At 34.2% G+C, this 7,094-nt stretch carries 5 protein-coding genes; 1 reads left to right on the top strand and 4 read right to left on the bottom strand.

The window, feature by feature from the left end:
- Positions 1-100: 100 nt before the first annotated feature.
- Together A9G28_RS08950 and apbC are read right to left on the bottom strand one after the other, a co-directional pair.
- Complete coding sequence (locus A9G28_RS08950) at positions 101-1,282, bottom strand: sugar transporter (protein ID WP_065580446.1); 1,182 nt, start codon at positions 1,280-1,282, stop codon at positions 101-103.
- 412 nt (positions 1,283-1,694) lie between these two features.
- Positions 1,695-2,768, bottom strand: a complete 1,074-nt coding sequence (gene apbC, locus A9G28_RS08945) for an iron-sulfur cluster carrier protein ApbC (RefSeq protein WP_065567691.1) — start codon at positions 2,766-2,768, stop codon at positions 1,695-1,697.
- A gap of 261 nt (positions 2,769-3,029) precedes the next feature.
- Here apbC and metG point away from each other — a divergent pair, with 261 nt between their 5' ends.
- Positions 3,030-5,057, top strand: coding sequence for a methionine--tRNA ligase (metG, locus tag A9G28_RS08940; protein WP_065580445.1), 2,028 nt, complete (start codon positions 3,030-3,032; stop codon positions 5,055-5,057).
- 140 nt (positions 5,058-5,197) lie between these two features.
- On the opposite strand, the gene A9G28_RS08935 is transcribed toward metG, so the two are convergent.
- Positions 5,198-5,773, bottom strand: coding sequence for a hypothetical protein (locus A9G28_RS08935; protein ID WP_065580444.1), 576 nt, complete (start codon positions 5,771-5,773; stop codon positions 5,198-5,200).
- Positions 5,774-5,876: 103 nt separating this feature from the next.
- Positions 5,877-7,034, bottom strand: a complete 1,158-nt coding sequence (locus A9G28_RS08930) for an MFS transporter (RefSeq protein WP_065580443.1) — start codon at positions 7,032-7,034, stop codon at positions 5,877-5,879.
- Between the last annotated feature and the right edge of the window lie 60 nt (positions 7,035-7,094).

Here is a 7,094-nt window from a genome sequence, read left to right as displayed (position 1 = left end):
TGGGAACAGTTAGAGTCTTTAAGTAAATCATAAGATAAGACAGCCATTTTCAGCATTATTTATAAGTTATAAATAATGCTGTTATTTAATTGATATGAGCTTATAAAATTGTTTTACTATTCCACAATTTTCTTGAAAAAAAGCAGAATAATAACAGAGCAATAACGACAAAAATTGCGCCAACTAAGCCAATATCGCCTATTGATAGCAGTATAAGAACTTTACTTCCGATAAAAGCGCCACCGCCAATACCAATGTTGTAAATACCAGAGTAAACGGATGTCGCGATATCTGTTGCGTCGGGTGCGGCATCAATCACTTTGCTTTGCATGACCATGCCTATAATCGTAATTGAAATACCCCATAACAGGCATTGAATAAAGATGGTATAAATACTAAATGAGCTGATATAGAGTAATAATAGACAAGCAGCTAATGATAACAAAGGAACCAATAGAATGGCGATTGGATTTTTTTCAGAATACTTTGCAAATAGAACACTGCCAACCATGCCAGAAAAACCAACTATCAGTAATAGCGTGACTACGGTAGTTTGGTCAAATCCGCCAATCTGTTTCATAAAAGGTGTGATATAGGTATAAGCAGTAAAATGACCGGCAATAATAATAACCGTTAATAAGTAGATATTAAGTAATATTGGGCGTTTTAATACGTGCGGAATATCTTTTGCTGAAATAATATTTGAACTAGGCACAGTGGGCAGTAAATAAAGCAGTAATAGCATTACGATAAAAGCAATACCAGCAATACATAAAAATGTAATTCGCCAGCCAACATGTTGCCCTATTATGGTACCAATGGGAATACCAAGTATAGTCGCCATTGAAACACCAATAACAATAAAGCCCATTGCTTTAGCTTTTTTACCATTCGGCGCCAACCGAACCGCCAGTGGCGTTGTAATTGCCCAAAAAACGGCATGAGCGCAAGCAATGCCAATTCTTGCTACAACTAAGCTACCAAAATTCCATGCAACCCCTGCTAAAATATGACTACCAATAAAAAGGAAAAATAAAAAAATGAGTAACTTCCTACGCTCCAATTTTGACGTTAATACAGTTAATGGTAACGATAATAACGAAACGGCCCAAGCATAAATAGTAAGCAATAACCCAGCATGCGCAACATCCATTGAAAAACTTTCAGCAATATTGGGCAATAATCCAATCGGTACAAATTCTGTGGTATTAAAAATAAATGCTGCAAATGCAAGACAAAGAATCGATGACCATATACGAGATCGGGTAATATTATTGTTCATGATTAAGATTATGGGGGGATGATTAGGTTACTTTCGATTATAACTGAACATTTTTGGTTATTAAATGATTATATGAATAAATCATAAAGTAAATTGCAAATCTTAGCATTTTTTAGCGAGAATCGTTTGGTTAGCCTATTCTAACGTCAGCAAAGGCAGTACTTATTGGTTGTTATTGGATAAACAGGAATTATTTTTAGAAAAAACACAAATAAAAACTTTAATAAAATCAATTAGTTTTCTGAACGATTTTTAGAGTGAAATATGCTTAACTTTAAGCGTGTATTTTTTTACTGAGGTACATGTTTTTTTAAAAGTAGCTATGCTTCATTTTTACCAAATTGATACAATACCAGATAATAATATTGACTACTTTTTATAGCCAATATTACATAACACGGTAATTTTTAAATTATAACGTTTTAAAAGCAATATCTGGTAAAATGACTTCAGTTTGCCAATAAAGTTCAGCTGCAATACGCTCAGCAATTTGATAATAAATTTGAGTAAATTCACTGTCAGGATGGCTTGCGACAGTTGGTTGCCCAACATCAAGATCTTGGCGTAACATTTTATGCAGTGGAATTTGCCCAAGCAATTTTGTTTGATATTGCTCAGCTAAACGCTGTACGCCACCTTCACCAAAGATAGCTTCATTATGTCCACAATTTTCACAAATGTGATAGCTCATATTTTCAACAATACCAAGCACTGGGATATTGACTTTATTAAACATTGTTATGCCTTTTTTAGCATCAATTAATGCAATATCTTGTGGTGTACTGACCATGATTGCAGCTGTAACTGGAATACTTTGTGCTAAGGTTAATTGAATATCTCCTGTGCCAGGTGGCATATCGACAACAAGATAGTCTAATTCTGGCCAAAGCGTATCTTGTAATATTTGTAATAGCGCTTTACTCGCCATAGGTCCACGCCATACCATGGCGTCATCAGAATCAACCAAATAACCAATTGAGTTACTGGCTAGCCCGTATGCCATTATTGGCGTCATATGTTTATTGTCGGGTGTAAAAAGTTGCGCTTTTTCTGTACCTAGCATGGTAGGAATCGATGGCCCATAGATATCAGCATCTAAAATGCCTACTTTGACGCCTTGTTTTTGTAAGGCAAGCGCAAGATTAACTGCCGTTGATGATTTGCCTACGCCTCCTTTCCCTGAGCTTATTGCAATGATATTTTTTATATTGTTAATAGCATGTTGACCATTAGCGCGCCTTAATGTCGCTATTGGGTATTCAATATGCCAGTCAACTTCGTTAATGTCGTTAAGCTTAAGTAATTCAGGAGTGGATTTTTTTTTCAATTCCTCAAAAGCGGTTTGCCAAACAAAGGGCATAGCTAAAGTGATAGATAAACAATGATTAACTATTTCACATTTTTTTAGTGCGTTAAGTTCAAGTAAATTTTTTTGTAAAGTTGGATGCGTAAAATTTTCAAGAATTTTTTTGACTTCAATGTTCATTATGGTTATCTCTTTATGTATCGATATTTAGGCTCGTTTCACTTTCAATCAATTCTTCTTAAGAGGGTAAAACACCGTAAATGGTGGGACACCATCAAATACATTATTTTCATCCTCAAAAAAATAATTGCTTGCTTACTTGCTTACTTACAAAGCGCAATCGAGTATAGAAATTTAATCAAATTATGGCATAAATCTAGCGATAATCCCACGTTTGATGTACTATTTCTGCCATTATATAAAAAGGGACAATAAATTAATATGACAACTCAACGCAAAATATTGGTGACTTGTGCACTTCCTTATGCCAATGGTTCAATTCATTTAGGGCACATGCTTGAACATATTCAAGCTGATGTGTGGGTACGCTATCAACGCATGCGTGATAATGAAATTTATTTTATTTGTGCTGATGATGCGCATGGTACGCCAATTATGCTTAAGGCTCAACAATTAGGTATCACGCCAGAGCAAATGATCAGTGAAGTAAAAACTGAACATCAACATGATTTTGCGGGGTTCCATATTAGTTATGATAATTACCACTCAACACATAGTCCTGAAAACCGCGAAATATCAGAGCAGATTTATCAGCGTTTAAAGGCTAATGGTTACATTAAAACTAAAATCATTTCACAGTTGTTCGATCCTGAAAAACAGATGTTTTTGCCCGATCGTTTTGTAAAAGGCACATGCCCACGTTGCAAAGCACCAGATCAGTATGGTGATAACTGTGAAGTTTGTAGTGCAACTTATAACCCGATTGATTTAATTAACCCTAAGTCTGTTGTTTCGGGAGCCACCCCCATTATGAAAGAATCAGAGCACTTCTTTTTTGATCTGCCTGCTTTCTCAAATATGTTGCAAGCGTGGATCCGTTCTGGGACGTTGCAAGATCAAGTTGCGAATAAAATGCAAGAATGGTTTGAAGCTGGCTTGCAACCGTGGGATATTAGCCGTGACGCGCCTTATTTTGGTTTTGAAATCCCAGATGCGCCAGGTAAATATTTTTATGTTTGGTTAGATGCACCCATTGGTTATATGGGATCTTTTTTAAATTACTGCAATAAACAAAATAAACCCATTTTTGACGAATTTTGGAATAAAGATTCAAGTACAGAGCTTTACCATTTTATTGGTAAAGATATTGTTTACTTCCACAGCTTATTTTGGCCTGCAATGCTTGAAGGTAGCCAATATCGCAAACCATCGAATATTTTTGTTCATGGCTATGTGACTGTTGATGGTGCTAAAATGTCTAAATCACGCGGTACATTTATTCAAGCAAGCACCTATTTAAAACATTTAGATCCCGATTGTTTACGTTACTATTACGCCGCTAAATTATCACCGCATATTGATGATATTGATTTAAACCTTGAAGATTTTGTGCAACGTGTGAATAGTGATTTAGTTAATAAAGTGGTCAACATTGCTTCACGTTCGGCTGGATTTATTTATAAACGTTTTGAGGGCAAATTATCGGATAAAGTGGCAGAGCCAGCGCTCTATGGATTATTTGTGGAAAAAGCGAAAGTGATTGCCGATTTCTTTGAACAACGCGAATCAGGTAAAGCCATTCGTGAGATCATGGCGCTTGCCGATGAAGCGAATCGTTATATTGACGAAAAAGCACCATGGGTTGTTGCTAAGCAAGAAGGACAAGATCAAGCATTGCAAGATATTTGCTCAATGGGGATTCACTTATTCCGCATTTTAATGACCTATTTAAAACCGATTGTACCGTCATTAGCTGAACGAACTGAGGCATTTTTAAATAGTAAATTAGAATGGAATACCATTGGGGATGCGTTAACAAACCACAAGATTAATCAATTTAAAGCTTTATTTAACCGTATTGATATGGACAAAGCCACAGCCATGATTGAAGAAACTAAACAACAAGCTGCCTTAGCAACACCAGCTAAAACCCAAGTTGCCGAACCTATCGCTGAAACAATTAATTTTGACGATTTTGCTAAAGTCGACATGCGAGTTGCTTTAATTAAACACGCCAGTTTTGTTGAAGGATCAGATAAATTACTTCAACTAACGCTTGATATTGGTGATGAAACGCGTAATGTGTTTTCTGGCATTAAGCAATTCTATCCAGATCCTGAAGTACTGATAGGTCGTTTAACTATTATGATTGCAAACTTAGCACCTCGCAAAATGCGTTTTGGTGTTTCAGAAGGTATGGTGCTTTGTGCAAGTGGTAAAGATGATGGCGAAGGTGTGTACCTACTATCACCAGATAGTGGCGCTAAACCAGGAATGCGAATTTCGTAATTGATATCTTTATTATAAATAACTGCATCTTAACAAGTTAATATACTTGTTAAGATGTTTCAGGAAATTATGCGTTTCAGTATAAAATTTGCTTATTTGATAAATAATTGTAGCGTTTGTTTTTTAGAGTTGTTTTTCTATTATAAGTGTTTAGCTAACCAACTATCATGTAACCATTTTTGAGTTTGCCTTCCTGCTCGAATAAAATCCCAGTCAATATCTCTTTCAAAAACCATTACTGTTTGATCAGGTCCTATAATAGTCCAAAAATAGAGGCCAGTATTTAAATCACGGCATTTGACTTTCATTCCAGTTAGTGTGTTTTTTTTGCCATCAACAATAATAGTTTCGTTATGGGTATTGATCCAATTATTATTATAGTTTTCTAATAAATCTGGTGCATAGTCTTTAAGAAAATTTAGAGTAATTTGTAATGCGATTTCTTTGGAAACTTGTTGGCTAGAAGACTGATATTTAGGTAGTAATCTTACTAACCCTTGTAAATTTTTAGTAGTATCATTTATTAATAATGAAACATGTTGTTGTTCAAGATGTATGCTTTCATTGGGTTCAAAACGATAAAGAGTGACAGGCTGTTTATTGTGGAGTCCTTGTTTAGTTAATACAAAATTAAAATCACGTTCTGCATTTTGTAATAACTTTTGAAAATTTGGTTCAAGTATGTTTTTTGCTTGTTGTATTTGCGTTGAGTTCATAGTGGGTTCCTTTATTGTACTCATTTCTTCGGCGTAACAAGTTGAATTTAAAAAACTTGTTATAATTATTAAGCTAATAAATATTTTTTTCATTATAAAAACCTTAATGGTAATTTCTTTTATTTAACATTAGTTGCAATGCACAAATAAATAGGAAAAGGGTGACGAGTAAAATTAAAGTATTTGTTTCAAAAATGGTTGGTAAAAAGGCGCCTACACTCGCACCAATAAATAAAACACAGGTGTATAGCGATATGGCAATGCCACGACTTTCAGCTTCAGATTCGATTGTAATACATGTAATCATTGATGGAATGGCATAGGCTAGTCCAAAAATAAATATAAAATGGATAATAAATAAAAAACTAACAAAATTTAATTGGTCATTAATATAAAAACAGTGAATTAATAACGAAATGCTCATTAGGCATAATGCCATGAATAATACGTATAATGGTTTGATTAGCTTAAATATATAACCAGCTGTTAGACTAAATAATATAGCAATAATGCTTATATTACGTAGTGTTGGTACATAAATGATTAATGAGCTATGGTGTAATATTGAATAAAGACTAACGAAACTAAGTAAAACAAAGAGCGAACAACAATAGATAGGAAATAATTTTTTATTAAACAAAATATTGGGAAGTTTACTAAAAATTGAAGTTATTGTTGTTTTTTGGGGTGTTGGTTTTTTTCTATTGCTTTTTGAACTGTTGAAATAAAAGCATACAGCGCCTAATGCGTAAATAATACCTAAAAACCACATAGACTTATGCAGTGAATCAACAATCATTATTGAACCAAACCATTGCCCAATGGTTGTTGCGAGTAGAAACGCACAACTAATAATTGAGATTGCTTTAGATTTTGTTGCATCAGCAAGGTTGACCGAAATCCACGATAATGCAACAGGTGGAAATGAGGCTGCACAAAAGCCTTGGATGGAACGTGCTAGCAATAATAAATAATAACCACTTATCAATGGAATAATAAAAGTGATTAATGCTAAAAGTAGTAAGCCTATTGCTAAAGTAAAATCTTTGCCTATTTTATCCGATAAAATTCCCCAAATAATTAGTCCAATCGCGTAAAAAATACCAAACACACTTGTCAATAAGCTGACATTACTTGGTGTGCTACCTTTGATAAAAATTAGTAAATTTTCTGGAATGGGTAAAAAAATGTATAGAAGGGTAACAACAGCAAGTGCTATAAAAGGAATTAATGTTGTTCCTACGATTAACTTATATTTCATTGATGAGTCCTTTAAGTTTTATTGTTGTATTTAAACTACAACAATTGGAGTATATATCCA

The sequence above is a fragment of the Gilliamella sp. Fer1-1 genome (assembly GCF_001690825.1).
In the GTDB taxonomy this organism is placed as follows: Bacteria; Pseudomonadota; Gammaproteobacteria; order Enterobacterales; family Orbaceae; genus Gilliamella; species Gilliamella apicola_C.
This window is presented reverse-complemented; position numbering and strand designations above follow the sequence as displayed.

Coding starts and splice junctions, on each gene's coding strand:
- apbC (WP_065567691.1), bottom strand. CDS start 2,768: ATGAACATTGAAGTCAAAAAAATTCTTGAAAATTTTACGCATCCAACT.
- A9G28_RS08950 (WP_065580446.1), bottom strand. CDS start 1,282: ATGAACAATAATATTACCCGATCTCGTATATGGTCATCGATTCTTTGT.
- A9G28_RS08930 (WP_065580443.1), bottom strand. CDS start 7,034: ATGAAATATAAGTTAATCGTAGGAACAACATTAATTCCTTTTATAGCA.
- A9G28_RS08935 (WP_065580444.1), bottom strand. CDS start 5,773: ATGAACTCAACGCAAATACAACAAGCAAAAAACATACTTGAACCAAAT.
- metG (WP_065580445.1), top strand. CDS start 3,030: ATGACAACTCAACGCAAAATATTGGTGACTTGTGCACTTCCTTATGCC.